The sequence below is a fragment of the Agrobacterium tumefaciens str. B6 genome (genome assembly GCF_001541315.1).
Lineage (GTDB): Bacteria > Pseudomonadota > Alphaproteobacteria > Rhizobiales > Rhizobiaceae > Agrobacterium > Agrobacterium radiobacter.
This window is the reverse complement of sequence record NZ_LMVK01000052.1, coordinates 148,947-173,747: the sequence shown is the minus strand read 5'-3', so window position 1 is coordinate 173,747 and position 24,801 is coordinate 148,947. Positions and strand designations below refer to the sequence as shown.

Below are 24,801 nucleotides of genomic sequence, written 5' to 3'. Positions count from 1 at the left end.
GGCCATCGCCTCAGTTTGGAGTCGCGCGATCATCGAGGGTCAGGTACATAAATGTCAGATCGAGCCACTCGCCGAACTTCATACCAACCTGCCTGATCGGCTCTACACTACTGAAACCGAGCTTCTGGTGCAGTCGAATAGAGGCAACGTTCTTGGATTCAATCCCCGCAATCATCACGTGCTTTCCGATGCCTCGAGCGCGTACGATGAGGGCCTTCATCAGGGCTTCTGCAATGCCCTTTCCTCGGTGGTCGATGTGGACATACACCGAATGCTCCACAGTGCGACGGTATCCGTCGAATGCGCGCCAATCGCCGAAGGAGGCATATCCCATGACCGATCCGTCATCTGAGGCGGCTATGAGAACCGGGTATCCAAGTCGCGTCCGGTCACCAAGCCATGCAGCACGGTTAGCGGCGTCCACGGTAGCGTCGTTGAAGATTGCCGTCGTGTTCAAGACAGCATGGTTGTAGATTTCGGCAACCGTTTCAAGGTCGCCGGCCTGAGCGTCGCGAATGATCATGAGGTAATCCGACATGTATACTATGATGGACTTAATTCTAACATAGTAGACAGATATGGGCAAGTAGCATCAGGATATTTTCAGAACCGTGACGGCGTAGGAGCAGGGCTTCTTTGTGGCGTTTCTGAAGATGCAGTCGGTCGGCGGCCCAAGTTCCAGGCAGTCACCCTGCTTCATCTCGTGCGTCACATCGCCTTCAACGAACACTAGCTCGCCTGATAGAACCCAGACGAGTTGGCGCAGGAACGCGTAGGCAGCCGCAGGCATTGGAACTTCCTTCCCCGGAGGAAGCGTGACATGAACGATGTCGAATGGCAGGTCAGAACTCGGCGATACGTGCCGTCTGAGGTACCCGGTATCGGGATCCTGCCAAGTTGGCTGATCGTCCATGCGAAGAAGGCGGCCTTGCTTGATCTCGGCGCGGGCAAGCAGCGTGGACATGCTCAACCCGAACGCACCGGAGAGCTTTCCAAGAAGGTTTGCCGTCGGACTGCTCTCGCCACGCTCGATCTTGTGAATCATTGCGCGGGAGACCGAGGCCTTCTCTGCCAAATCACTGAGCGACCAGCCCCTGCTTTCACGCTCGGTTCGAATGCGCGCTGCGATGCGCTTGTCCATGTTAATTTCGTTGCTCATCGTGCTACAATAGTAAACAGGCCAGAAATGGCAACAGGCGCCGAGATACATTCGGCGCCCGCGTTCATCATGCCGCCTGCTTAAGTAGCTTTACGAAAGTGTCGGCCGAGATCACTGGAGCGAAGAAGTTATTGATCCGCTCCATCGCGGCCTTCTCTTGGTCGGGCTTCTGGCATCCGCACGCGTCGCCGATCACGATCGGCAGGTAGCCATTGTCGCGAGCGAGGCGGGCATTGCCTTCGATACACCAGTCCAGATGGATTCCGGTCAGCACGATGACCTCAATCTTTTTGCGAGAGAGTTCGAGGGGCAACTGCGTCCCTATGAAGGCGGTCTGCAGTGCGCGCTCGTTGAATTCGTTGTCGCCGGGCTGAACCAGAGCGCGAAGTTCTCCGACAAGTTCATTGTCGCGAGCCTGCTGTTCCTTAGTCCAGCTCAGCCCTTTCGTCCATCCACCAAACTGCGCCCGGTCGAAATCGTTCATCGGGTAGTCCTGTCGGAAGACTTCGTAGCCGATCCAGTTGAACGAAACGAAGTTCTTCGCCTTCCGGGCAGCCTCGACGACCTTGATCGTGGCCGGCAGGCTGCCGCGCTCCCGATGTCCTTCCCCGGACTGGACGCCGCCTGGGTCGTAGCAGGACTTGTTCTGGCTGACCGAGCAAAAAGCGGCCGGGCGCGATAGAATTTCGGCGAAATTCAGTTCCCTCCATTGCGGGGCAAGTTCCGGAATTGCATTGATGCCGCCTATGTTTGAAGCAGTTTGCGCAGCTCTGGTGCTTGAAATGCCTACGGCTGCGGCAGCGAGGCCCAAGCCTCCAAGCATGGCGGAACGGCGGGATGCTACGAAATTGGCCATAAAACCCTCTCTGATGTTGGTTTTGCCTTCCTCCGCGTTTGCGGGGACAGGGACACACCTGCAAGCTTCATGCCAATATAGTACTACTGTGTACTAATATAATAGAACGTCTTGGCCGAAGATTTGTCATAGGCAGGCGGCAGCCTCGAAAAAATCTGCGGCATCTCGCATCAGGGGGCGACGGCTTTCAAGAACTCGAGTGGGTGATGTGAATAACTGAAATGTCGGCGCAAAGCGGATGGCATGGCTATTCACTACCGAAACCGCCGATTGTCGCATGAAAGGTGAAACTTCGTCGCGTTTTTCAGCCCAGATCGTTGAGTCACCGCCCGCGACTGGGCTGCGGGACAAGCAGCCGCACCGTATCCGAGACACGCGAAGCTATATCCCATGCGGGCAGCGGATCAAGCAACCCCAACGTAATCTGACGCAGCGGTTCGGCAATGGTGGCGGAAAGCAGCAGGTCCGCAACCCTCTCCGCAGGGATTGGCAATTCGAAACGTCCTGCCGTTTCCTGCTGATCGAGCCAGCGAGCCAGCTCTGTCCGCGAACGCTGGATCCCATTGGCATTATAAGTGGAAAGAAATCGGCTCCTGAGGTCGGCATCACTGGTAAGCATTCGAAACAGACTGACAGCGTCCCGGCTCAGTACGGCTTGGGCAATTTCGCGCAGAATGCGCTCCAAAGCCGCCGCGACATCCTTGGGGTTGGCTTCAAAACTCGGGAAGACTGGCGCTATCCAGCTATTCACGAGCAGACCGATGAGGTCGGCCCGGCCACTGGCAAATCGATACAGCGTCTTCTTCGCGATACCGGCTTCGAAAGCGACACCCTCCATGGTCATCGCCGCAGCTCCGCCACTAGACAAGAGACGTTGCGCTGCAGTGACAATGCTATCCAGCACAACCGTATCAGGCACCACCGGTCTCCCCCGGCTTCGTCGTTCGATTGCCACCACAGACTCCTTTTTCTTCTTGACAGCTCCTGGGGCAAATTATAGGTCACAATTAGGAAACGATAATCGTTTCCTAATTGTGACGGAGGTTCAAATGTCTTTGCTCCTAAACCGCTTCGATATAGCGTCTCAAGAACTCGATGCAATGCTTGCACCCAGACCTTTACGCATTGAGACCGGCATCGAGCGGCTGACCGGCGACGTGTTGCGTGTCGAGGTTCGTACTGAGCTCCCAAACTGCAAGGGCAGGATGCTTGACTGGTGGTTCAAGGAATTTGACACCACGCAACATCTGCTGTGGTGGCATCCGACCGATCATGTCGAGCACCGTGGCTGGAGCGCGCAGTGGCAGAAGGGACAAAGCTATGTCGGAGCGACGATCCGCGCAGTGGAAGCGTTGGGAAATATTCCTCCCGTCGCGGCCGTGATCCGTTTCCATGATCCCGAGGTAGCTTTCTCGCCAGGCGCCTATACCGCCGCTCGCCAATCAGGCAACGCGTCGCTCGCAGTTGTCGCAAGGATCGGATTTGGCGACGATATCGCGCTCGATTCAGCCGGTGATCCGCAACAAGGGGCTATGGTGCACGTCGTGCGAGATACACCATTCGGTGCCGTGCTACGGAGCTGTTTCCTCCTCGCCCCGGTCGATGGAAGACGTGTTGCCGACGAAATCGGCCTCGGCCTTCTCCAACATTGTCACAGCGAATTTGGATATCTTTCACGCTGCCTACCGTCGCTTTACTGGGCTGATCCCGTAAATCGCGCGGACGTCCCGGCCATGTGGTAATCCGCGGCGAATGCAGGCGGCCTTAGAGACGGGGTGGTTGCCGCCCTCCCCAAACGGCATCGTAATGCGCCAGAAAGAGTGGCGTAAAGCCACGAAAAGGAGAAAGCGGCGGATGAAGGATGCAATGATCGGCCTAGACTTGGCAAAGAATGTCATCGTGCTTCATGGAGTGTCGATGATGGCCAATTCATTCATTTCGTGCGTTGTTGTTATGGAAAGCGTGCAGCAGCGCTCACTACTGGGCGCGCGAGGGAGAGATCGACGTCGTCTGCATCTATGAGATAGAAAACAGCAAGATTGCGAAAGGTGATTCAAGACGAGCGAGCCCCGAATGCACCTCTAGTCCGTCCCGATCCACGGCACAACAGGCGCCATTCGCAAGGCCAGCCAATCCATAAACGCGCGCGTCTTCGCGGGTACGAGGTTGGCCGAAGCGTGGACGATGAACGGCGTCCTCGCTGTCGATCGTCCAGTCTGGCAGCACCGCCACAAGCTTGCCGTCGTGGAATTCTGGCCCGGACGCGCGGCAAAGCGGAGTTCGCAATGACAGACACAACGGCCGCGTCCGGCCACGATGACCGATACAAAGTCCTGACACCCATCTGCATCTCGGCCGTTATCATTCCGCTGGTGTTCACTGGCCCAGCAATCTCGACGCCAGCGGTAGGCCGCGATCTGGGCGGTGACCAGGCGAGCCTGAGTTGGATCGTCAATGCCTATGCTATTGCCTTCGGCGGCTGTGTGATGGCCGCTGGTGCGCTCGGAGACCATATCGGCCGCAAGCGCTGCTTCGTTTCAGGGCTTGTATTGTTCACAATCACCTCCGTTCTCATCGGCTTCACCCCCAATCTGCTCGCTCTCAACTTGCTGCGCGCCGTGGAAGGCATAGGTGGGGCGTTCGTCCTGACATCCGCGACTTCGCTTCTGGCTCAGGAATTCGAGGGAGATGAGCGAACCCGTGCCTTTAGCCTGCTCGGCACAGCATTCGGCGCCGGTCTCGCCTTCGGCCCGATCGCGTCCGGTTTCCTCATCGAAACGCTCGGCTGGCGGTCGCCCTATTTCGCCATCGCGCTGCTCTCGATCCTTATCCTGGCTTTCGGCACGCCCCGCATTCGGGAATCGCGCAATCCTGACGCGAAAGGGATCGACTGGTCCGGCACCATCCTGTTCACGGCGGGCACTGGTGCTGCTTACCTTTGGGATCGTCCAGGGACCACAGGACGGGTGGGGCAGCGGTCGCGTCGTTGCGCTCTTCATCGCCTCGGCGCTGCTGCTCACCGCCTTCGTGATTGCGGAACTACGGAGCGCCCGACCGATGCTGGACCTGTCGCTGTTCCGCTATCCCCGGTTTATCGCGTCCAGATCCTGCCGGTCGCGACCGGCTTCAGTTTCATTGCACTCATCGTCTATTTACCGATCTGGTTTATCGCCGTACAGGCTCGCGATGAATTTGCCGCTGGTCTGGCCATCCTGCCCCCGACGGCCCCGATGCTCGTCGTACCGCTTCTGGCCGGCAGGCTAGCGCGGCGCCTTTCGCCCGGTATCCTGTCGGGTGTGGGCTTCCTGATCTCGGCGGCAGGCGCGTTGCTGTTGCTGGGCATGTCGCCGGGAACAAGCGTCTGGCCGATGGTGCTGCCGATGCTCCTGATCGGTATCGGCAGTGGAATTCCGTGTGGCCTGATGGATGCTCTGTCGGTTAGCGTTGTGCCGAAGGAGCGTGCCGGCATGGCAGCCGGCATATTCACAACCATGCGCGTCGCGGGCGAAGCCATCGCGATTGCGGCGATCGGTGCGGCGCTGATCGGGTTTACTGTTGGGAGGCTTTCTGTCCGCTCCACAGAACAAACCATTACGCTTCCCGAGACGGCGGCGGTGCTGGCGAATGGAATAGGCTCCGGTGCTACAGTCAACCTTGGCGCTTCGGTTTCCGCGCTAGTCTACGAATCTTATACGGACGCCTTCCACGCCGTTCTCATCGTTCTGGCGGTGTTGGCGGCGCTCGCAGCGATGGTCTGCTTTCTGACCCTGCGAACGTCAACTGCCAAACTACCGACGTGACGTGCGCAGGCAGTACGACGGGTTTCCTCACTCAAGGTAAAAGATGAATGACCGCTGCGATGGGATAGAATGCGCTCGCCTTCAGGCTCTCACATTCCATTGGCGTCATTGATTCAAATCTTGGCCGTGGCGGAACATCTGAACTTCCGCCATGCAGCCAATACCCTTGCCGTGAGCCAGCCCAGTTTTAGCCCCCGTGTCAAGTTGTTGGAGCAGGATCTTGGCGTCCTGCTGGTTCGTGCGGCGGGCACAAGGAAGCACACTACTGGACGAGCCTTGTGATCGATCGGACGGCGTTGCTGCTGCCAGTGTTGCGGGTGTCCTCGACGATATCCAGATGAGGAGATAACCGGTACATTCGGCCACATTTTAGATCGATCGCAATCTTTTGTCGACTATCGGAAGCCGTCTGCTCGGCAAAGGTCACAAGGGCCAGTTTCAGGATGCTTTCGTCGCCTGAAAGTTTCAATCAGGTCATGAGATTGCATTCCGGTGATTGCGAGGACCGGAACCTGATCCAGCTTGGCGTCATAAAGACCGGTCAGGAGATTGGTGCCACCGGGACCGGACGTGGCAAGACAAACACCGAGCCTGCCAGTCCATTTGGCATAGGCCGTCGCCATGAAGGCAGCGGACTGTTCATGTCGGACCTGAACAAACCTTATCGCATCCTGACGTTTGCGAAGCGCCTCCATGACGCCATTGATGCCATCTCCCGGAAGGCCAAATATCGTGTCGACCTTCCCGTCGATCAATGTCTCTACCAGCACGTCTGCTGCGGTCTTCATGATCAATTCCTCAGTCTCGTCAGGGAATAAACAAGAAATCCCCACGACGCGCGCGGGGATCCCAGTTTTTCAGTATCAGGAATTTTTGCGGCTCTGCTGACCCGCCTTTACATGTTGCTCATGTGTGCCACCGCGGGTTTTGTCCTTATTGCCGTTATAGGAGGCCGAAGCGGATTGCGAACGCTTGTCGCTGTCCTTGTGGCTCTGCTGGCCGGCCTTCACGTGCTGTTCGTGCGCACCACCCTGATTGGGCATGATATCTCACTCCTCATATTGGTGATTTGTCACTTGCGCGCCTTGTGGCACGCCCTAGACGAACCATGCCGCGCCACGGGAGTTCCGAGATTTAATATTTCGTGAGGAGCGATTTTTGCCGAACGGCTCCGAGCGCCGGTTTCAAGCGACAAGGCCAACCCACACGCGTCTATCGTGATTTGCCGAATTCCTTGCGAAGCTCATCCTTTGCATCTTCCAGCACTTCCTTGCGTTTTCCCGGCAACGTCCGGCCAGCCCGGTTGATGTAGAAGACCAGCATCGACATCGCAGAGCGGAAAGGATTGGTCTTGCGCCTGGAGGATTGTTCTGCTGAGGCTTTCAGCGAACGTGCGATCTGCGAGGGATCGTCTTTGGTAAACACCTCCTTCTCAAGATCGAGCGCATCGCTTTCCTTCGTCACCTTCTGCGACCACTTCTTTTTCTTTTTTGCCTTTTTCATAGGTCCGGAAAATCATCATTTTCGTTCGGGGTCATGCGTGTGGTGACTATCGCGCTCACCCCCTCCCCCGGAAACCTTGCTCTTGGAACGCTTGCCGTTGTCCGCCGCAGGTTTCTTGACCTCCAAAGGTGCCTTCGCGTTTTCGTGCGAGGCCCCCGGCCCGCCCTGCCGGATGCTTGCCGGTGTTTTCATCGAAGTGGACATTCATTCCTCTGTCGTGAGATGGCAGCGGATGAGCCGCAACACTTATTTGTCGTCGCGGGTTTTCATCGCATCGGAAACACGCTTCTTCCGTGGGTCTTTTAGGTTTTCACCGACGGCGTCCCGGTCGTGCTCGGGATCGTCCGTGGGTTTCATGTAGCCTCTGGGTCGGTTTTCCTTGGGCCCCTCCCAGCGCGGCGATTGTTCGGTGGTGCCGGGAGCGCCGTCTCGTGGAGAATTATTGGTCATCATTGCCTCCGCTTGGGTTTCAACGCTTCCCAACCATTTTGCTGCGGCAATGTTCCGCAAAGACCGGGAGGCCGAAGGAGGATTTTTTTTCGAAACAATTGCGCTCTCCCCCGGTTAGGCGAGCCAGACATTCAATCCGAGGGAGCGAACGATGACGGACAAATCCGGAAAATCCGATCGCATCTCCAGAATTGCGTATGAGCAGCAGCAGGATTTTCTCAGACGCTCGTCGCTGCAATTCCTGGAATGCGCGATTCATTTATGCGCAACGAACATGAGCATTTCCGAACTTGCGACGCGGCTTGAAAAACAGGCCCAATATCTGCGGCAGTTTGGCTGAGGAAGCGCCGAGACATGCGCCTGCGGCGACCATGCCATTTCTTGGGAATACTGCTATGCCAAGATTTTTCTTCACCGTGATCAGCGGCAAGAATCTCCTTGATGACCTGGAGGGGAGCGACCTCCCGTCGCTGGATCGGGCAATCGAAGAGGCTCTCAAGGACGCGCGAGCCTTGATGAGCGAAGCAATCCTGCAAGGGCGCGACATCTCCGAGGGATGCATCATTATCCGGAACCGGCAACAGGAAGTGCTAAAGGTCGTCCGCTTCGCCGACGCGCTAGACAGAAAAGAGTGATGGCGCGGCAACATGCGTCTGCAAACGGGCCATGAGCCTTTCATATTCTTTTTCCGGGACGCCGTAGGTCATGTTGGCAACGTCTTCCAATATGCTGCGGTTGATGATCCGGATGTTTCCGCGGCTGGCGTGGATGGCATGGATGCCTTCGAGAACATGCAACTCGTTGGTGATGCCCGGCCGCCGCACCCCAAGAACCGTGGAGAGAAACTCATGGGTAATGGGCAGGTCATCCGTATCGAGCCGGTCATGACACATCAGCAGCCAGCGTGCGAGCCTTTCCCGCAGACTATATTGTCCATTTGCAAGTACAAGCTGACCGACCTGAAGCAGGCAGACATTGATGTAGCCTAGCAACAGCGCACGCAGGCGCGCGTCTTCCTCCATTTCCCGTCGTATTTCAGCAGCCGGAATCAGGAAGCCACGGCCGCCCACGCCCATGATGGTTTCATCCGGCGTGGTTTCCGCGCCCAGCAGAACGGGCCAGCCGGTAATCCCCTCCCGCCCGACCATCACGGTTTCAATGCTTTTGCCGCCATCATCATGAACAACGGTCGATGCAAGGCCGGTTTCGATGAAACAGAGATGTGAAATGGGCTTGCCAGCCGCAACGAGCTGGTGTCCCGCCGGCAGATCCACCGCCTCCATGCGCGACGCAAGGCGCGACAGCCCTTCCGTGCCGAAGGTCTTCAATAAACGATTGTAGACAAGAAAATCTGATCCAAGCATAGCAGTTCGCCCGGCTCGTCCCTTTGCTCGAAAACATTAGCCCGGCGTCATATTAGCAGCGGAAAATCGCATGAAAACAGTGAGTACGTTTCCGTACCAATTCGCAGAAAAGATCGTCTCTGCGTCACAGAATGGCCGAAATTCCAAATTTAAGCCCATTTTTCAGGGAGCATCCTACACCGAAACCCGATCAGGGTATGTCGTCCCGCACCCTCACGGAAATCGGGAATGATGACCATTCCAGCGGGAGCCACACCTTGGCCAGAAGCACGAATAGAAACCGACCGCCGCCTGCCTTCCAGCCCGACAGCGCCGGCGCACCTTCACTCCGCGCCTTGCACGCGGAAGCGGAAAGTTGCGAAAGATGTGACCTCTACAGGCACGCCACCCAACTGGTTTTTGGCGACGGCGACACAAGAGCGCGCGTGGTCCTTGTCGGCGAACAACCCGGCGATGAGGAAGACCTGAAAGGCCGGCCTTTCGTTGGCCCGGCCGGTCATCTGCTCGATGAATGTCTGAAGGAGGCCGGTATAGATCGTTCGCAATGTTATGTGACCAATGCCGTAAAACATTTCAAATTCGAGCAACGTGGGAAACGACGACTACACGCCCGGCCAAACAGCGGTGAAGTACAGCGCTGCGCCTGGTGGCTGGGAGCGGAACTGCGCCTTATCGATCCAGACCTTATCGTGGCGATGGGCGCCACGGCCTTTTATGCGCTGACGGGACGGACAAGCGGTGTGACGAAGGAACGCGGACATGTCCTTTTGACGCCGCGCGGCACACGTCTTCTCGTCACCATTCATCCGTCTTACCTGCTGCGCCTTCGCGACCGGCAGGAGGCGGATCAACAGCAGCGCGCCTTCGTCTCCGACCTGCACAAAATAGGCGAAATCCTGGGCGAGGCGACCTAGCGAAACCGGCCTGCCGCATTTGCCCACTGTCAGGAACAAGCTTTTCCCATCGCAGTTAGGTGCGACCGAACAGGGAGGCTTGAACACCATGGAAAAGAACATCGAATACCAGATCGTGGCACATGAAAACGGGTGGGGCGTTGTCGTCGCTGATGTCATGAGAGCTGTTTACCCCAGCCGGCATCTGGCTTTGGCAGCCGCAAAGCTGCTGGAGAGCGATGTGGCCCCAACGCAAGAGCCGGAACGCTTTACCGCGACCACAAATCTGACCTTGACCGACGCCGCGACACCCAGCCTTTTGCGCAGTTCGCTCCAGGTAGAGGTGGCTGTGCCCTATCAGGTGGATATTCCCTTGCGGCGGAGAGGCGGAGAAGTCAGTTTTCCATCGTCAATCGGCGGCCTCAATCTGGCAGGCGGCAAAGTATAACCGGATGGCGGCCAGCCTCACCTCATGCGGCGCGGCCAGAGTGCATTTCCGTTAGAAAATAGAGCGCAATCGCAACAGCCAGCATGTAGATCATTAAGGCTTTCCACGTCCTTTTTCGCCCGCGAAAATCGCTATCATCTGTGCGAGGGACCAGAATTTCGGCTCGAGCCGTTCGCACAAAGGCATATCCTGTTCGGGCCCGATACTTTCCCACGTCGCATCAATCATTCTTTGTTTTCACCGGCGTGGAATGTCCCTATCGGCGCCTCTTTGACAAATTCGGTGACCGAGCAGCTGAAATCGTCCAGTTCAGGCGTTATGGTGGGCAACAGGCACAAGCATGCCTGTGGTATGCGAGGAGTAAAGGATGCAGACTGTTAAACGCCTCACCATCGCAGTCATCGGTATGACAGATACTGTTACATCGGAAATCAGAATGGCCTGGTTTCATGCCCAGATCGGCCTGGAGGGCCCCTACTCCGCCAGCTTCATAGAGAGCAAGGGCGCCCTCAAATTTGCGGCTGCGATTATCGACGTACGTTACGAGGCAGACGTCATGCTGCGCCTCACCGATCAACTGGACGGAGAGGCCATTCCCTATCTTTTTTTTGTGCCGGAGACGGTTATCGACAGCGAGCCGGGACCTTTTGCCCTCTCTGGACGTTCGGAAGACATCGAAAATATTGTTTCCGCCTTGATGGCGCAAGGAGGGGGCATCAGACATTAGAGCGAGGCTCGTATTATGCTGGAACGACCCGAGAGCCTTGGTGAAGTAAACATCCTGCTTTCTCTTCTGCCGGAAGCCATCCGGCAAGAGGTTATGGGCGTTTGCAGCCCCCTCAAGCTTGCATTGGGCGATGTGCTGATATCCGCTGGCGCGCCCGTCGAGCGTGTTTTCTTTCTGTCCTCCGGCATCGCTTCCGTCGTGGTGGTCACCAAATCGGGGCGCAAAATCGAATCAGGAATTGTCGGGCGAGAGGGTTTTGTGCCAACGGGAGCGGTGGCTGGCGCGCAAACAAACCTGACTGAGATCGTTACGCAGGCTCCGGGCGAAGCACTTTTCATGAGCATAAGGTCGTTTGACGCTCTTCTTGCACAATATCGGGTCTTTTCCGATATTCTTGTCTGCGCCCTGCACGTTTCAAGAACCCAGGTGGAATACACGGCTTCTTCCAATGCCACCCAGTCCGTAACGGAGCGCCTCGCCCGGTGGCTGCTGATGTGCCACGACCGTGTGAAAGGCAATCATTTGCCACTGACCCACGATTTTTTGTCCACAATGCTGGCTGTCAGGCGCGCGAGTGTAACAGATGCCCTCCATGTTCTCGAAAGCCATGGGTTCATTCGTTCCGAAAGGGGACGAATTACGATCAGGAACCGCGAGACGCTCGAAACCTATGCACACGATCTCTACGGCATGCCCGAGGAGGAGAATAATCGTATGATCACCCGCTTTTTGCAGGACGACCGGTCTGAAACCCCGCTTGACGACCTGACCGCGGTCGGGAACGGCGTGGTTCGCTAAGCAGGACGGTCTTTTCAATCATCGTTGGGTACGCTTCCGGACATTTACCTTCGGTCGTTTCGCTATTAATATGGATGTAACTTCCTTTACCCTATGAAACGCCGGGCGCGTTTCAAGGAGGTGAAATGTACGCCAACCACGAGTATCAGAGCTCCGGAATTTTTCTGAACGAAGACATCAACATCGTTAAGGCAGCCTACGAGAATGTCCTGTCTGCGGAACGAGTTCCTGCTTTATGTCGGGCAGACGTCGCCCGTTATGTCCTGAAAATGTATGATCGCGGCGTTGTCGATCCCTTGAAACTCCAGCGGCTCGCAATTCTCTATTTTAGAACCAAATTGCTCGTCGGCTGATATCCGGTCTTAGGCGACGCAACTCGCCTTAATCTCAGGCTCGATTTCGTGGAGGGGACGTTTCTTTGCCGTCTCCGGAAAAACGTGCGCTTTGTGATGCCGGCAGATAGGATGATGTTGCATTCGGGTTTCCTGCCGGACATCACCCCGCCGCCGTATGAAACCTGGTCGGCGGACGGGAACAAACCTGCACAAGCACGGTTCGGGTCGCTCCACGGAAATCATGCCGGATGAGGTGCAACATGACCAGGAAAACACTCCCCATTCCCGAAGACAATCGAAGCCAGCAGGGTCCTGGCGACAATGATCGGCTGAGCACTGAAGATACTCCCTTCATCAAGGAGCAGAAGGTTTCGACCCAGACCGGCAGGCAGGCCAACATAAAGATAAACACGACCCATCAGGGTCACCAGCAGGACAGATAGCGTTCACCTGTTCAGGTGGGTTGTACCTCGTTCCGGGCTCCTCGCAATCACGGATCAACCTGATTCCTGGACGCCCCGAATGCGGGTTTCTGCGTTACCGCCGCCATGTTTCATTCAGAACTGACGGATTGCCCCATGGGCAGGCACTCTGCCGGAGGCAACTGGCAACTGGGACTTGCGGTTCCCAGACGAATCCGCAGGCGATGAGCCTTCACCCGCATGAGAGCATTGATGAGGGCTATACGAAGGCTGCATCGCACGGTTTACGATCGACGCGCACAACCCTCAGTCCAGATTTCGCCGTAGCGACTCCCTTGCCCTGTTGACACGGCTTTTGATGGTGCCCACGCGGCAGCCGCAAATGGCGGCGGCATCGTAGTAACTCGTCCCTGCGGCCACGAGCAACAGAGCTTTTTTCTGATCCTCGTCGAGTTCGCGTATTGCCTGCATGACTTCCTGATGCTGCACGCGCCATTCCTGGCTGGCGGGGGTGGACATGGATTGCTCGATACCGACAGGCAGACCGATACATTCGCGTCTCGACACCTTGTAACGGGTGCAGAAAGTGTTGCGTAAAATGGTGAAGAGCCATGATTTCAGCGCCGTGCCGGGGGTAAAACCATGCAGAGACCTAATTCCCCGTAACATCGTCTCCTGAACGAGATCGTCCACATCCTCCTCATTTCTGACGAAGCGACGGGCGAAAGCTGTCAAGGCCGGCGCTTGCTGTGCAATACCGATACGCAATACCTCCAGCTGGGCTTCACTCAATGTGTTTCCGGAAACTCCACTCATAGCGTGCCTGGTCATTTTCCCATCCTTTCATCATGGGGAAATGCCTCGGCAGCCGCTTGGTTGCTGTACGCCAACGTACAATGGCGAAATCCATGCCAAAGGGCGTTGATGGGAGAGGCCAGACAGGTGTTTAGGTGTCCTCTCCCCAGGAAGTGGCCTGCGATGCCTCTGCTCGACCATGCGTTCCGCGTTTTTTCGCGTCTGTTCACGGTCCCGGCGGCTTTCTTCGCTATCGCCGGAACGGGCATCATCCGTACCGGGCTCCGGCTTTGTATCGTCCTCTGGTCGGCTCATCGCTTCATCTCCGCTTGTGAGTACAGACTGATGGATCGCTCTTCCGGCCCGTCTTCTAACCGCAGCGTCCTGGAGAGGTTCCGGCCCGGCTGAAGATTTGAGGGAACAGTGATGAGGGAAGCAGGTTAGGGGAGGATCAAGGAGGATGTCATGAACAAGGACGACAAGCTCAAGCAGATTCACAAGGACAGCGAACCGCAGTTCGCACGCGGTAAAAAAACCTCTGATAACAATGGCGTGGCAAGCGCAAAGCCAAGGGTTATCACCGGATCCGACGATGCAACCGCCAACAAGCTGCCGCCCGGCGTCAAGAAACCCGAGAAGGACTGGGATGTCAACTACGACGAACGGGAATCGAACGAGGGCGATTTCAGGGGGTAGCGCCGCCGCAAAACGATCTTCACCCGGCCAAATCCTCGACAACAAGTTCGATGGACTGTGGCTCGGCGCCCTCCTTTGTCTGCACCGTCAAGACGCTGCCGGTGTTCAGCACGCCTTCCAGTACCGTACGCTCACCGACAACGATCTTAATCACCTTGGGGGTCGAAGCCTCGATATTCAGGCTGTTGCTGGTTTCGTAATCAATGGTCTCTGTCACGGCTGGAACCTCCGGTTCGTGTGAAGCTAGGCGGCCTAACTTCGGTCGGGCAAGCTTGTTCCTTTCGGTGACGACAGGCAGCCGGCTGCTTTCCCTGCTCGCCCGGAGCGGTCCGATGCTAGGGCCTCATCAATCGCGGAGCGGATTGCGAAGGAAGTGCCGCAAGGAGGGTTGCCGTATCGCATACCTGCAACTGCGTCGAAAAACGGCCGGACAGCAATTTTAAGGCGGCGTCGTGCGTCGCGTCCCTTCCGCTGCACAGCGCGTCTTCAACCAGAATGACGTGAAAGCCGTCATCTATCGCCCCTAATACGGTGGCGAGAACGCAGACATCGGTTTCTCCGCCGGTAATCACCACAGTCGAGACATGCTCTTTCCGCAGGATGTCGCCCAAGCCTCCATATTGCCACGGGGAATAGACGCTTTTGCGGAAGATACGCGCGGGCGGTATGTAGCGTGACAGCGGCGGAATGACCTCCACAAGTTCTGGAGCCAATGCCTCGCGCGTCATCATCGGCCATTTTTCATAGTAGGCCCGCCAGGCGCCGGGGGCATCCGCGACGGTTTGCGGCGGAATAAAACAGGTGAAGATGCAGCGGGCGGGATCGCCTTGAACGACAGCCTCCACTTGCTCGCTGATGCGGTCCATCCATTCGACGTGCCATGGCGTATCCTCGGCGAAAATACGCTGCATATCGACGCACAGGTGCCGCCAGTCTCCCGCAGATGAAAACTCGATCATTCCCCTCCCCTATCCGCCCGTCTCACCATGAGGGGCGGTAACGGGCTTTGATTCAGGCGACCCGCGAAAGCGCAGGAAGATGGAAAGAACGACCAGAACTGCCGTCGAAAGAAACTCGGATTGCCAGTTCTGAAAAGACTCGAACCAGAATTCCACACTTCCCAGATGCGCAAACAGCGTTGTCTCGGGCTCGCCATGCATGACTGCTTCCAATGCCGCCGCGTCTGCGCTGTATTTCAGATGCAGGACAAAACTCACGATAAAGAGGAAAAATAGCGCCAGTCCCAGAGAATAGGAATAAATGGTGCGGATAAGTCCCCCAGCTTTCACTGGCCATGGAGCCTCGGGATCATCTTCTTTTCGCTCGGGGTCTTCGTCCTGCGATGCAACTTCATCGGGATCCTTCGATTCTGATGAGCCCTTTTGAAAAAGAAATGCAGTCAGAACGACATAAGCCGACATCTGGAGAAACTCGCTCTCCCAGTTCTCAAACAGGGCAGACAGAAAATGGCCGCTCTTTGCATAAGAAAAAAGCGTGAGGGGCAAGGCTTGATGCTGCGCCAGCTCCTCATTGTGAACTGCCCATCCGGTTGCGAGCATGCCACCGATCGTCAACAGGGAAGCCAGGACAAGGATGATCGTCAAGCCATTGTCGCGAAACAGCCTCATGGTTCAGCCTCGCATGAAATTGACAACTGCAAAAGCGGAAGCGCCACCGGTTTCAACAGCGCTTCCGCGTGATGGATCACGCTGCCTTGGACTTGCCCTTGATGTTGGCGCTTGCCTGGGCAAGCGACGAGAGAGCGGTATCCGTTGCGCTTTCTTCGCCAAGTGTCTGCTCGAACAGCTTGGCCGCTTCCTTCATGCCAAGCTCGACCGCCCAGGTCCGTAAAGTGCCATAACGGGTGATCTCGTAGTGTTCCACGGCCTGCGCTGACGAAATCAGCCCGGCATCGAGCGCTGGAGAGCCTTTGAACTCCTCCATGATCTCCTCGCCTTCCGAGATGATGCCCTGGATCGCCTCGCAGGTCTTGCCGCGTGCCGGCTTGCCGAGCAGCTCAAAGACATTCTGCAAACGCTCCACATGGACCTCTGTCTCGTTTCTGTGCTTTTCGAATGCGGCCTTCAGATCCGCTGATTGCGCGGCCCGCGCCATCTTGGGGAGCGCCTTCAGAATCTGCCGCTCAGCGAAATAAATATCTTTCACCGTATCGAGGAAAAGGTCTTCCAATGTCTTCTCAGCCATTTCAGTCTCCTGTTGCTTGGTGGTGAGTTGTGTAGGGGATTGTTATTTCTTATCGATGGGTGGGGAGGCCTTGCCCAGTTTGACGGAGGGTTCGCGAGCCCATACCCGCAGCTTGCCAAGTTCTGACACGAAGGCTGCAAGTCCCCTTTCGCCCGGCAAAGGCAGAACGCCCTCATCCATGGCATCGGCAATTCCAGCGATTTCCAGTAACGGCAGCGCCGACTGGTCGTAGCCGATGAACTTGCAATGCTGGAACGCGTCGGCAACGAAATCCCGGGCCGTCGCCTCCTTGACAAGATCGTCGATGGCCGCACCCGATGTCAGCAGCGCGACGGCATCGAAAAGCACCGAAGGACCGCCATCGATCATGTGGTGGGCCTCGATGAAAGCGCCGTCCGACGCCGTGACACCGCCAACCTTGGGGGCGACAAATTCGAGGACGGCTTTTTCGGCGGTAACCGCCTGGGTCAGCCCCTTCAGCAATTTCGCATCCACGCCATCAGTGATGAGAATGCCGAGCTTGCGGCCTTCAAACCGTTTGGGACCCCGTTGAACGATGCTGAGCGCCGGCGACGGCTCAAGATCCTGCCGAGTCGGCATGGCCGCGTCTGCGGGTTTCGGCATGGTCTTAAAGCCGAGCTTCTGCGCCACCGTTGCAGCAAGCGTTTCGTCGATATTGAGAAGATGCGACACCATCCTCTCGCGAATGATCACTGTTTCGACCTTGCTGAGTTCGAAGGTGAGCGCCGACGCGATATGGCGTTGCTCAGGCGGGGTCTGGCTGATGTAGAACTGCCGTGCCTGGCTGTAGTGATCGGCAAAACTTTCCGGCCGCAGCCTCGCCTTGGTCCCCTGCTCTTCAACTGCGAAATGCTGGAAACCACGCGTCGGCGATTCCCTTGGCCCCTCCCCGAAGGAATTCGGCTGATAATTAGCCCGTCCTGTCGGGTTGCGCATCGCCATATGGCCATCCTGCTGGAAATGCGCGAAGGGACACTTCGGCGCATTGATGGGCAGGTGGGTGAAGTTTGGCCCGCCAAGCCGTTTCAGCTGGGTGTCGAGATAGGAGAAGTTCCGGCCCTGCAACAGCGGATCATTGCTGAAATCTATGCCGGGCGGCACGTTCTGCGTCATGAACGCCACCTGTTCGGTTTCCGCAAAGAAATTCTCCGGCATGCGATCGAGAACCAGCCGGCCGACAGGTTTCGGCGCTAATATCTCCTCGGGAATGATCTTCGTGGGATCGAGGACGTCGAAATCGAAACTGTCGGCGAAATCCTGGTCGAAAAGCTGCACTTGTAATTCCCATTCCGGGAAATTGCCTGACTGGATTGCGGCCCAGAGGTCGCGCCGGTGAAAATCGGGGTCAGCACCATTGATCTTGACCGCTTCGTTCCACGCCACCGACTGCAACCCAAGCTTCGGCTTCCAGTGAAATTTGACGAAGGTCGATTGCTCCTTCGCATTGATGAGGCGGAAGGTATGCACGCCAAAGCCTTCCATGAAGCGGAAGGACCGTGGAATGGTCCGGTCGGACATGATCCACATGACCATGTTCATGCTTTCAGGCGTGAGGCTGATAAAATCCCAGAACGTGTCATGCGCCGTTTGCGCCTGCGGAAAGGCGCGATCGGGCTCCTGCTTTGCGGCATGTATGAGATCCGGAAACTTGATGGCGTCCTGAATGAAGAAGACGGGGATATTGTTGCCGACGAGATCCCAGTTTCCCTCCCTGGTATAGAGCTTGACGGCAAAACCGCGCACATCCCGCGCAAGGTCGGCCGAGCCCTTGTTGCCGGCAACAGTCGAGAACCTCACGAAGGCCGGGGTCCTTTCCCCCGCCCGTTGAAACAGGTCAGCCTTGGTGTGAGCGGCAAGGGATTCATAAGTCTCGAAATAGCCATGCGCCCCGTAGCCGCGGGCGTGAACCACGCGTTCGGGAATTCTCTCATGATCGAAGTGGAAGATCTTTTCGCGGAAATGGAAGTCATCCACAACGAGTGGCCCGCGAGGACCGACCCGAAGCGAATTCTGGTCGTCGGCAACCGGCCCGCCCTGGGCGGTCGTCAAGACAGGATCATCGCCCACCGCGGTCTGATGCAGTTCTCCGCCCGTAGCCCGGTGAAGCTTTTGATCGTGGATCGTCGCAGCCGTTACCTTGCGGGCAGACGAGGTGGACTGTGGTGGTTTGCTGGCCATATCAACTCCTGAAAAACGACCGCAAGGGGCGACGGCGGAGCCATGCGCCCTGCTTAACGATGAGGGGCTTCCCGTCAGTTCGCCGAACGGCGATAGCGGTTTCGTTCCCTTTCGACGTCTTCCAGCGCGTAGGGATTTAGTGTGTCGTCGAAACGCGTCCAGCCCTGCTCCTGATAGGCCGCACGGCGATCCACCGGATCCACCCGGTTTGATCGCTTGAGAATATCTTCCGCCACGGGCGCGAATTCATCCTCCACTCTGGCCGTCACCAGCGTGCCACCCCTGCGGACGCCTTCCGCATAAACATTGGCGTCCTCTTCGGAAACGCCAGAGCGGGTCATGGCGCCGATCAGCCCGCCGGCTGCGCCGCCAGCGACCGCACCGCCGGCTGCACCAACGGCCGTTGCAGCAAACCAGCCTGCGGCCACAACGGGCCCGACGCCTGGGATTGCCATCAGCCCAAGTCCGGTGAGCAGACCACCCGCCCCCCCAACCACGGCGCCGATCCCTGCGCCTGCGCCTGCCCCTTCCGCGGCGTTGGAATCCTCCCCGTGCCGCCTGTCGGCATTGCTGGCAACGATACTGATATCGCTCGATGGCACGCCAGCCGTCTCAAGTTCACTGACGGCAGCGCTTGCATCATCATAGTCATCAAAAAGTCCGGTTACGGTTCTCATGTCATTTCTCCCAAAAAGATCCCGCGCCTTACTTGGCGACGACGTTGCCCTGATAATCGAGCGCTATGGCCACGGTCTTGCCGCCCTTCATGCCCGATGCCATCCACACACCCTTGTCGTCCTTCGTCAGGTTCTTGACCTGTGTGTAACCGGCCTCTTCCATCCTTTGCCTGGCCTGCGCTTCGGTGAAGCTGTTCGCGCCTTCAACGGGAGCCGTGGGATTCTTGGCGTCCGGCGTCGCGACAGCCGGCGTATCGCCACCCGGATTGGCGGTTGGCGCCTGCTGGGCGAAAGCCGACAGCGCACCGCCGCCCAGGAGCAACGCAACGAAAACAGTTTTCTTCATCTGGATTTTCCTCCGCTTTCGATCATGGATTTCCAGCCTTCCTTTTGGGACCTTTCCTCCGAGAGACGGGAAACCCATCTCCGGCCGGCATGGACGCCTCCCGAACAAACCGACATGGATAGAGTTCCGAAAATAATTATTGCTGGGAGAAATGCCGTTTCGCGCGATGATCGCAGCAGCGGCAATTTCGGACCACATAACAACAAAACCAGTGACGCGGCGGCGCTCTTGGCTACAAAGCCGCGACAGCAGTAGTGACAAGGCGCTCACTGCGATCACAGGCGAAGTCAAGCCGGTGACAAGCGGGCCGGAAGAAATGAACTCAGACCTCGCTGCCCGGATATTGGCGGTTTTTGAGGAGCGCAGCCAGATGCACCGTGTTGCGCACAAGCATGCTGATCATGGTTTTAACGGTGTCCGGCGTTTTATCGAGATCGATGAAATTCTCCGAACCCATCGCCTCTCCCACCCAATAGGCAACCGCGTTTGCCGGAATGGTGAAGCCGACGTCATTCAGCGCTTGGAAGATTTCCGCCGAAACGTGGTGCGCACCATCCTCGTTTCCGACGACCGCCACCGCAGCAACCTTGCCGTAGGAAACCAGCCGCCCCTGTTCATCAGTTTCGTTCAGGAATGCATCCATGCGCTCCAGCGCCCTTTTGCATACGCTCGAGGGCTGTCCGAGCCATATGGGCGTCCCCAACAGGAGAATATCGGCGGCAAGGATCTTTTCGCGGATGGCCGGCCAGGCATCCCCCTCACCTTCATCGGAGGTCACGCCGGCCTTGACGTCATGATCGGCAAGCCTGATCGTTTCGGTGCGAACATCCTGACCAGTGAGTTCCCCAAGGATCAACGCCAGCAGTCTTTCTGTGGACGATTGCTCCGCCGACGTCGATGACTTGAGTGTTGCGTTCAATGCCAGGGCCGTGAGAGACATGCTAGCTCCTCCTGTCAGCGGGCTTCGCCCTATGTTGGCTTTCGGTGACAATGTCGCTTGAGATGGGGCCGCCATTGCCTCGTCCCTTTGATAAAACTGCCGTGACCTAACGTCGGGAAAGCAGTCGCGCCATGGCGTGATGGGGAGGAGGCTTCTCGCCTGCAGGGCCGTTTTCTTTTTCGAGCCGAGCGCGGATGTCCTCGATCTCTTCTTCCGTGAGATGCTCGATCCCGATGAAATCCGCACGCGCCTGCTCCACGGCTCTCAACAACTCGTCCAGTTTTGCTTCCATCGCCGCGGAATCCCGGTTCTGTGAATTCTGCACGAGGAAAATCATGAGAAACGTGACAATGGTCGTGCCAGTGTTGATGACCAGTTGCCACACCTCCGAAAAGCCAAACAACGGCCCGCTTACTCCCCAGACGAGGACCGTACCAAGCGCAACGATAAACGCCGTCGGCGAGCCGGCAAAAGACGCAATACGACTCGCAAAAAGGGTAAAGAACTTGTTCATAGCGCGCTGCACCTCACTGTTGACACAGATGCCGACGCAAAACGCCCGTCAATCGCCCACAGGTGTTCGGTAATGTGCGCCGCGAGATGACACTAACAAAGGAGAATACGGACGGTTCCGGGTTAGCGGCAAAGTGAAGCGCGGAGCTTCCAACTTTACTTATGCTTTGAAGAAAAAGCCGATTGCCCTCCGCATCCTTGTCGTCGTTCTTCTGGGCTTTAATATAGGGGCGAACCATACTCGGGCGACATCAGTCGCACGTCGTGTCCTCCTGCCGCAAAGAGTCGACCAAGGTGGTGAGCGCCGAAGCATGCTTCCATAGCAATGATGCACGCCGGCATCTTGCGACAAACTCAGTGAGCGTCTGACGCCGCATCGTTCGGCGGACAATCACCGAACCTTCGTCATCAACTCCGACAACGCTGCAGCTGTTTTTTCCTATGTCGATGCCAAGTATCGAAATCGTCATGATCTGGCTCCTCTTCCAATGACGAGACATCATACTCGATGTTCTCGCAAAGGGCGGGCCATCCCATAACCAACATCCTCAATCAGCTTTGGGAAGTTCTCGACCATGTCGGACCGGGCCGTGATGACATCGAACGCGTCGCTGTCGAGATCACCCGTTACATGACTGAACGCGAAGCGGAAAAAGTGGCTGATCTGATTGTTGATTTCTTCGATGAGCTTGTTGAAGCGGGCCTGCGCCAGTCCGATAGCGGACCGTCCTAAAGCATTTTCTGGATCGCTAAGGGGAAATACAGACCCATTCGCGCTCCGAACTCTGACGCGTTTCAATCGCCCAGACTGACGCGTCCAGGTCCGGCTGGCGCAAATGCGCCAGGGATGCGGCAGGCATATCGGACAATGCGCTCTCCCTCCGCATCGAGGACCTGCTCGCCGTCTTCCTTGTGAAGGCGTCTTTGTGGGTGTCGGGCAGGATGTCTAGCACCGCTTCGGACGGTCGCGAGAGACGGGTGCCCAGAGGCGTCGCCACGAATGGCCGGTTGATCAGGATCGGATCCTTGAGCATCGCGTCCAGCAGCAGGTCGTCGGTCAGATTCGGGTTGGCGAGGCCGAGTTCGGCAAAAGGGGTGCCCTTTTCGCGGATGACCTCGCGGACGGTCAGGCCGGCGTCGGCGATCATGCGGACCAGCTGCTCCCGGCTTGGCGGGGTCGCAGGTATTCGAGGACCGTGGGCTCAATACCGGCATTGCGGATCATCTCCAGCGTGTTGCGCGAGATGCCGCAGTCGGGGTTGTGGTAGATGATGACGTCCATGATGTCATGCCCTTCTGATGGTAGTGGCGTTCGTCCGGACGGCGGCGCCGCGCTCGTACCAGCCCTTGCTGCGGTTGACGATCCAGACCACCGACAGCATCACCGGCACTTCGATGAGGACGCCGACGACGGCGGCAAGGGCCGCCCCGGAATGAAAGCCGAACAGGCTGATGGCTGCCGCCACCGCCAGTTCAAAGAAGTTGGAAGCGCCGATCAGCGCCGAGGGACCGGCCACGCAATGCTCTTCCCCGGTGGCGCGGTTGAGCAGGTAGGCCAGGCCCGAGTTGAAATAGACCTGGATCAGGATCGGCACGGCGAGCAGCGCGATGACGCCCGGTTGCGCGATGATCTGCTCGCCCTGGAAGGCGAACAGAAGCACCAGCGTCGCGAGCAATGCCACCAGGGACACCGGCTGCAGCCTGGCGCCGAGGCGGTTGGCGTCTGTAACCCGGCGCAGGACCTGTGCCGCGATCACCGGCAGGACGATATAGAGCACCACCGACAGGATCAGCGTATCCCACGGCACGGTGATGGCTGAGAGACCCAGCAGCAGGGCGACGATTGGCGCAAAGGCGACGACCATGATGGTGTCGTTCAGCGCCACCTGCGACAGCGTGAAATGCGGCTCGCCCTTGGTCAGGTTCGACCAAACAAAGACCATGGCCGTGCAGGGTGCAGCGGCGAGGATGATCAATCCGGCAATGTAGCTGTCGATCTGGTCGACCGGCAGATACGGCCGGAACAGATAACCCACGAACAGCCAGCCGAGCAGCGCCATCGAGAATGGCTTCACCGCCCAGTTGATAAACAAGGTAACGCCGATCCCGCGCCAGTGGCGGCCAACCTGGCTAAGGGATGCGAAGTCGATCTTGAGCAGCATCGGGATGATCATCAGCCAGATCAGCACTGCGACCGGCAGGTTGACCTTAGCGACTTCGGCCGTGCCGATGGCCCGGAAGACGCCCGGCATGACATGGCCGAGGGCAACCCCGACGACAATGCACAGGAACACCCAGACGCTCAGGTAGCGTTCAAACGTAGACATCGACTTCACCCTATTATTATCTTGGCAAGCAGTGCAGCAGATGCCGGACAAAGGCTTGCTGCCTGGCGGGTCTGCAGAATGGCGGCGGGTGCAGCCGCGCGATCAATCTGGGCGAACCCGAGGCGTTCAAAAAAGGATGTCGCCGTGTCCGTCAGAAGATAGACGGTGCGGACGCCATGACCCATCGCTTGGTCAAGCACGAGATTGGTTACGGCGACGCCGTAGCCGCGCCCGCGATGTTCCGGAACCACGACCACCGAGCGTAGGAGGGCGTGCTGACCATAAATCTCAAGACCGCCGAAACCTACCTTGCGGCCGTGATCGCTCAGCTGGAAGAAGCTGCGTCCGCTTTCGGTGAGATCGTCGGTTGGCAGACTGGCAGCTTGCAGGGCCGCCAGAAGGTCGCCATCGGTTCCGGCGACCGGCTGCAGATCCAGCTGCCAGCTCACGCGACATCGCTCCGCCGGTTGGTTGAACCTTCCATCGCACCGATGGTGCGCAGCTGGGTTTCCAGCGCCAGCTTGTCGATCGACGAAAAGGGTAGGCTCAAAAACGCGGTAATGCGGTTCTTGAGGAACCGGGCGGCCTGGGAGAACGCCTGGCCCCTCTCGATGAGCGAGCCTTCGACGGCGGCCGGATCCTCGACCCCCCAATGGGCGGTCATGGGGTGGCCGATCCAGACCGGGCAAGCCTCGCCGGCGGCGTTGTCGCAGACCGTGAAGATGAAATCCATCTGCGGCGCGCCGGGCTCAGCAAAGACGTCCCAACTCTTGGAACTGAAGCCAACGCTATCGTAGCCGAGGCCGCGCAGCGTATCGAGCGCCAACGGGTGAACCTCACCCTTGGGTTGACTACCGGCGGAATAGGCTTTGAACCGGCCCCTGCCCTCGCCATTGAGAATGGATTCCGCCAGGATCGAGCGGGCGGAATTCCCGGTGCAGAGGAACAGGACGTTGTAAATACGATCGGTCATTGCAGCTTCTCCATGGCTGGTGCGCAGCAGGTGGCGACCTCCGCCGCTGGTGCGCAGATTTGGGGATGGCCGGCGCAGCAGTCTTCCATCAGGAAGCGGATCAGGGCACCGAGGCCGTCATAGTTGGCGGTGTAGATCATCGAACGGGCCTCGCGCTTCTGATTGATCAGACCAGCGCGCTCCAGCTCCTTCAGGTGAAACGAGACGTTTGATGGTGAGACCTCAGCCTTCTCGGCGACGACCCCGGCGGCCATGCCCTCAGGCCCTGCGACCACGAGCATCCGCACGATATGCAGCCGGGTTTCTTGCGACAGCGCTGCAAATGACATGAGGGCTTGACGTTCTTTCATATTTCTACAATCCTTGAATTATTGA

36 protein-coding genes and 3 pseudogenes are annotated in these 24,801 nt (G+C 57.7%); 13 read left to right on the top strand and 26 right to left on the bottom strand.

All coding sequences use genetic code 11. The annotated features are described in order from the left end of the window. Positions 1 to 10: 10 nt before the first annotated feature. The 4 genes from ASB65_RS26820 to ASB65_RS26805 form a co-directional block, all read right to left on the bottom strand. Positions 11 to 523, bottom strand: coding sequence for a GNAT family N-acetyltransferase (locus ASB65_RS26820; RefSeq protein WP_060726028.1), 513 nt, complete (start codon positions 521 to 523; stop codon positions 11 to 13). 69 nt (positions 524 to 592) lie between these two features. Continuing rightward, positions 593 to 1,141, bottom strand: a complete 549-nt coding sequence (locus ASB65_RS26815; RefSeq protein WP_236734518.1) for a helix-turn-helix domain-containing protein — start codon at positions 1,139 to 1,141, stop codon at positions 593 to 595. An 85-nt stretch (positions 1,142 to 1,226) separates the two neighbouring features. Continuing rightward, positions 1,227 to 2,015: a cysteine hydrolase gene (locus tag ASB65_RS26810; RefSeq protein WP_198927597.1), complete on the bottom strand. Its 789-nt coding sequence runs from the start codon at positions 2,013 to 2,015 to the stop codon at positions 1,227 to 1,229. Between the two features lie 322 nt (positions 2,016 to 2,337). After that, positions 2,338 to 2,934: a TetR/AcrR family transcriptional regulator gene (locus tag ASB65_RS26805; protein ID WP_198927598.1), complete on the bottom strand. Its 597-nt coding sequence runs from the start codon at positions 2,932 to 2,934 to the stop codon at positions 2,338 to 2,340. A gap of 130 nt (positions 2,935 to 3,064) precedes the next feature. On the opposite strand from ASB65_RS26805, the gene ASB65_RS26800 reads away from it, so the two are divergent. The 3 genes from ASB65_RS26800 to ASB65_RS27975 all read left to right on the top strand — a co-directional run bounded on the left by ASB65_RS26800 (position 3,065) and on the right by ASB65_RS27975 (position 6,097). Beyond that, positions 3,065 to 3,757, top strand: coding sequence for a DAPG hydrolase family protein (locus ASB65_RS26800; RefSeq protein ID WP_060725987.1), 693 nt, complete (start codon positions 3,065 to 3,067; stop codon positions 3,755 to 3,757). Between the two features lie 543 nt (positions 3,758 to 4,300). After that, the gene (locus ASB65_RS26795) at positions 4,301 to 5,815 is read left to right on the top strand and encodes an MFS transporter (RefSeq protein ID WP_081088477.1); all 1,515 of its coding nucleotides are present in this window, start codon (positions 4,301 to 4,303) and stop codon (positions 5,813 to 5,815) included. A 69-nt stretch (positions 5,816 to 5,884) separates the two neighbouring features. Further along, positions 5,885 to 6,097 carry a helix-turn-helix domain-containing protein gene (locus tag ASB65_RS27975; protein ID WP_080868738.1) on the top strand — a complete coding sequence of 71 codons (213 nt, stop codon included), beginning with the start codon at positions 5,885 to 5,887 and terminating at the stop codon, positions 6,095 to 6,097. Positions 6,098 to 6,264: 167 nt separating this feature from the next. Here the strand turns inward: ASB65_RS27975 and ASB65_RS27970 are convergent. The 5 genes and pseudogenes from ASB65_RS27970 to ASB65_RS26775 form a co-directional block, all read right to left on the bottom strand. Further along, positions 6,265 to 6,603, bottom strand: a pseudogene (locus ASB65_RS27970) (thiamine pyrophosphate-binding protein); the annotation flags it as partial. 75 nt (positions 6,604 to 6,678) lie between these two features. Then, complete coding sequence (locus ASB65_RS26785) at positions 6,679 to 6,858, bottom strand: hypothetical protein (RefSeq protein ID WP_060725985.1); 180 nt, start codon at positions 6,856 to 6,858, stop codon at positions 6,679 to 6,681. 169 nt (positions 6,859 to 7,027) lie between these two features. Then, positions 7,028 to 7,318, bottom strand: coding sequence for a DUF3175 domain-containing protein (locus tag ASB65_RS26780; protein WP_060725984.1), 291 nt, complete (start codon positions 7,316 to 7,318; stop codon positions 7,028 to 7,030). 15 nt (positions 7,319 to 7,333) lie between these two features. Continuing rightward, positions 7,334 to 7,522 carry a hypothetical protein gene (locus tag ASB65_RS27965; RefSeq protein WP_080868740.1) on the bottom strand — a complete coding sequence of 63 codons (189 nt, stop codon included), beginning with the start codon at positions 7,520 to 7,522 and terminating at the stop codon, positions 7,334 to 7,336. A 42-nt stretch (positions 7,523 to 7,564) separates the two neighbouring features. Beyond that, complete coding sequence (locus tag ASB65_RS26775) at positions 7,565 to 7,768, bottom strand: hypothetical protein (protein WP_060726024.1); 204 nt, start codon at positions 7,766 to 7,768, stop codon at positions 7,565 to 7,567. A gap of 151 nt (positions 7,769 to 7,919) precedes the next feature. Here ASB65_RS26775 and ASB65_RS26770 point away from each other — a divergent pair, with 151 nt between their 5' ends. Both ASB65_RS26770 and ASB65_RS26765 read left to right on the top strand, forming a co-directional pair. Then, positions 7,920 to 8,108, top strand: coding sequence for a hypothetical protein (locus ASB65_RS26770; RefSeq protein ID WP_060725983.1), 189 nt, complete (start codon positions 7,920 to 7,922; stop codon positions 8,106 to 8,108). 55 nt (positions 8,109 to 8,163) lie between these two features. Continuing rightward, entirely contained in the window at positions 8,164 to 8,403 is a 240-nt protein-coding gene (locus ASB65_RS26765) for a DUF6894 family protein (RefSeq protein ID WP_060726023.1), read from the top strand. On the opposite strand, the gene ASB65_RS26760 is transcribed toward ASB65_RS26765, so the two are convergent. Beyond that, positions 8,386 to 9,132 (bottom strand): Crp/Fnr family transcriptional regulator, encoded by a 747-nt coding sequence (locus ASB65_RS26760; RefSeq protein WP_060725982.1) that lies wholly within the window; start codon positions 9,130 to 9,132, stop codon positions 8,386 to 8,388. The two genes, ASB65_RS26765 and ASB65_RS26760, sit on opposite strands and share 18 nt — an antisense overlap. A 257-nt stretch (positions 9,133 to 9,389) precedes the next feature. Between ASB65_RS26760 and ASB65_RS26755 the strand changes: the two genes are divergently transcribed. From ASB65_RS26755 to ASB65_RS26730, 6 genes are all read left to right on the top strand, one after another. Then, positions 9,390 to 10,046, top strand: coding sequence for a UdgX family uracil-DNA binding protein (locus ASB65_RS26755; RefSeq protein WP_060726022.1), 657 nt, complete (start codon positions 9,390 to 9,392; stop codon positions 10,044 to 10,046). Between the two features lie 88 nt (positions 10,047 to 10,134). Beyond that, the gene (locus ASB65_RS26750) at positions 10,135 to 10,473 is read left to right on the top strand and encodes a hypothetical protein (protein WP_060725981.1); all 339 of its coding nucleotides are present in this window, start codon (positions 10,135 to 10,137) and stop codon (positions 10,471 to 10,473) included. Positions 10,474 to 10,840: 367 nt separating this feature from the next. Then, positions 10,841 to 11,200, top strand: a complete 360-nt coding sequence (locus ASB65_RS26745) for a hypothetical protein (protein WP_060725980.1) — start codon at positions 10,841 to 10,843, stop codon at positions 11,198 to 11,200. 15 nt (positions 11,201 to 11,215) lie between these two features. Next, entirely contained in the window at positions 11,216 to 11,998 is a 783-nt protein-coding gene (locus tag ASB65_RS26740; protein ID WP_060725979.1) for a Crp/Fnr family transcriptional regulator, read from the top strand. 125 nt (positions 11,999 to 12,123) lie between these two features. Continuing rightward, positions 12,124 to 12,351, top strand: a complete 228-nt coding sequence (locus ASB65_RS26735) for a hypothetical protein (RefSeq protein WP_060725978.1) — start codon at positions 12,124 to 12,126, stop codon at positions 12,349 to 12,351. A gap of 242 nt (positions 12,352 to 12,593) precedes the next feature. Beyond that, the gene (locus ASB65_RS26730; RefSeq protein WP_060726021.1) at positions 12,594 to 12,776 is read left to right on the top strand and encodes a hypothetical protein; all 183 of its coding nucleotides are present in this window, start codon (positions 12,594 to 12,596) and stop codon (positions 12,774 to 12,776) included. A 285-nt stretch (positions 12,777 to 13,061) separates the two neighbouring features. Here the strand turns inward: ASB65_RS26730 and ASB65_RS26725 are convergent, their stop codons facing one another. Next, positions 13,062 to 13,586 (bottom strand): sigma-70 family RNA polymerase sigma factor, encoded by a 525-nt coding sequence (locus ASB65_RS26725; protein ID WP_060725977.1) that lies wholly within the window; start codon positions 13,584 to 13,586, stop codon positions 13,062 to 13,064. 429 nt (positions 13,587 to 14,015) lie between these two features. On the opposite strand from ASB65_RS26725, the gene ASB65_RS26715 reads away from it, so the two are divergent. Further along, positions 14,016 to 14,246, top strand: coding sequence for a hypothetical protein (locus tag ASB65_RS26715; protein ID WP_060725975.1), 231 nt, complete (start codon positions 14,016 to 14,018; stop codon positions 14,244 to 14,246). Positions 14,247 to 14,265: 19 nt separating this feature from the next. On the opposite strand, the gene ASB65_RS26710 is transcribed toward ASB65_RS26715, so the two are convergent. The 10 genes and pseudogenes from ASB65_RS26710 to ASB65_RS26665 form a co-directional block, all read right to left on the bottom strand. Continuing rightward, on the bottom strand, positions 14,266 to 14,463 hold the full coding sequence (locus tag ASB65_RS26710) for a hypothetical protein (protein ID WP_060725974.1): 198 nt from the start codon (positions 14,461 to 14,463) through the stop codon (positions 14,266 to 14,268). A gap of 118 nt (positions 14,464 to 14,581) precedes the next feature. Next, positions 14,582 to 15,205: a cysteine hydrolase family protein gene (locus ASB65_RS26705; RefSeq protein WP_060725973.1), complete on the bottom strand. Its 624-nt coding sequence runs from the start codon at positions 15,203 to 15,205 to the stop codon at positions 14,582 to 14,584. 9 nt (positions 15,206 to 15,214) lie between these two features. Further along, positions 15,215 to 15,874, bottom strand: coding sequence for a DUF6766 family protein (locus tag ASB65_RS26700; RefSeq protein ID WP_060725972.1), 660 nt, complete (start codon positions 15,872 to 15,874; stop codon positions 15,215 to 15,217). 76 nt (positions 15,875 to 15,950) lie between these two features. Beyond that, positions 15,951 to 16,451 (bottom strand): ferritin-like domain-containing protein, encoded by a 501-nt coding sequence (locus ASB65_RS26695; RefSeq protein WP_060725971.1) that lies wholly within the window; start codon positions 16,449 to 16,451, stop codon positions 15,951 to 15,953. A gap of 42 nt (positions 16,452 to 16,493) precedes the next feature. Further along, entirely contained in the window at positions 16,494 to 18,650 is a 2,157-nt protein-coding gene (gene catE, locus ASB65_RS26690; RefSeq protein WP_060725970.1) for a catalase C, read from the bottom strand. A 74-nt stretch (positions 18,651 to 18,724) separates the two neighbouring features. Further along, positions 18,725 to 19,327 carry a general stress protein gene (locus ASB65_RS26685; RefSeq protein ID WP_060725969.1) on the bottom strand — a complete coding sequence of 201 codons (603 nt, stop codon included), beginning with the start codon at positions 19,325 to 19,327 and terminating at the stop codon, positions 18,725 to 18,727. Between the two features lie 28 nt (positions 19,328 to 19,355). Then, a complete protein-coding gene (locus ASB65_RS26680; protein WP_060725968.1) occupies positions 19,356 to 19,673 on the bottom strand; it encodes a hypothetical protein in 318 nt (105 codons plus the stop codon). Between the two features lie 322 nt (positions 19,674 to 19,995). Beyond that, the gene (locus ASB65_RS26675) at positions 19,996 to 20,613 is read right to left on the bottom strand and encodes a flavodoxin family protein (RefSeq protein ID WP_060725967.1); all 618 of its coding nucleotides are present in this window, start codon (positions 20,611 to 20,613) and stop codon (positions 19,996 to 19,998) included. Positions 20,614 to 20,719: 106 nt separating this feature from the next. Then, positions 20,720 to 21,127 (bottom strand): low affinity iron permease family protein, encoded by a 408-nt coding sequence (locus ASB65_RS26670; protein ID WP_060725966.1) that lies wholly within the window; start codon positions 21,125 to 21,127, stop codon positions 20,720 to 20,722. Between the two features lie 187 nt (positions 21,128 to 21,314). After that, positions 21,315 to 21,596, bottom strand: a pseudogene (locus ASB65_RS26665) (IS110 family transposase); the annotation flags it as partial. Between the two features lie 38 nt (positions 21,597 to 21,634). On the opposite strand from ASB65_RS26665, the gene ASB65_RS26660 reads away from it, so the two are divergent. Further along, entirely contained in the window at positions 21,635 to 21,859 is a 225-nt protein-coding gene (locus ASB65_RS26660; RefSeq protein ID WP_080868742.1) for a hypothetical protein, read from the top strand. Between the two features lie 131 nt (positions 21,860 to 21,990). Here ASB65_RS26660 and arsC read toward each other — a convergent pair. From arsC to ASB65_RS26635, 5 genes and pseudogenes are all read right to left on the bottom strand, one after another. After that, a pseudogene (arsC, locus tag ASB65_RS26655) lies at positions 21,991 to 22,408 on the bottom strand (arsenate reductase (glutaredoxin)); the annotation flags it as partial. 4 nt (positions 22,409 to 22,412) lie between these two features. Continuing rightward, positions 22,413 to 23,453, bottom strand: a complete 1,041-nt coding sequence (gene arsB, locus ASB65_RS26650) for an ACR3 family arsenite efflux transporter (RefSeq protein ID WP_060725964.1) — start codon at positions 23,451 to 23,453, stop codon at positions 22,413 to 22,415. A gap of 5 nt (positions 23,454 to 23,458) precedes the next feature. Further along, on the bottom strand, positions 23,459 to 23,902 hold the full coding sequence (arsN2, locus tag ASB65_RS26645; protein ID WP_060725963.1) for an arsenic resistance N-acetyltransferase ArsN2: 444 nt from the start codon (positions 23,900 to 23,902) through the stop codon (positions 23,459 to 23,461). Then, on the bottom strand, positions 23,899 to 24,426 hold the full coding sequence (locus ASB65_RS26640; protein ID WP_060725962.1) for an arsenate reductase ArsC: 528 nt from the start codon (positions 24,424 to 24,426) through the stop codon (positions 23,899 to 23,901). The genes arsN2 and ASB65_RS26640 overlap by 4 nt, the downstream gene beginning before the upstream one ends. Continuing rightward, positions 24,423 to 24,776: an ArsR/SmtB family transcription factor gene (locus ASB65_RS26635; protein ID WP_060725961.1), complete on the bottom strand. Its 354-nt coding sequence runs from the start codon at positions 24,774 to 24,776 to the stop codon at positions 24,423 to 24,425. Before ASB65_RS26635 ends, ASB65_RS26640 begins: the two co-directional genes overlap by 4 nt. Positions 24,777 to 24,801: the final 25 nt, after the last annotated feature.